1 pseudogene is annotated in these 213 nt (G+C 31.9%); it reads left to right on the top strand.

The features are described 5' to 3' along the window. Positions 1-213 (top strand): annotated as a pseudogene (locus CN946_RS23945) (IS200/IS605 family element transposase accessory protein TnpB); the annotation flags it as partial.

Genomic DNA, 213 nt, shown 5'->3' with positions numbered 1-213 from the left:
AAGAAAATACAACACCTCTATAGAAGGTTGACGAATATCAGACTAAACCATCTTCATCAATCCACGAGCGAAATAGTGAAAACAAAACCTTATCGTATCGTAATGGAAATTCTAAATATTAAAGGGATGATGAAGAATAAGCACCTTTCAAAAACAATCGCGAAACTGTGTTTATGTAAATTCAAACGCCAGATTCAATATAAATGTGAAAAA

Source organism: Bacillus sp. AFS053548, assembly GCF_002575105.1.
Classification (GTDB): domain Bacteria; phylum Bacillota; class Bacilli; order Bacillales; family Bacillaceae_G; genus Gottfriedia.
Note: the sequence above shows the minus strand (reverse complement) of the source record. Positions and strands in the feature narration are given on the sequence as shown.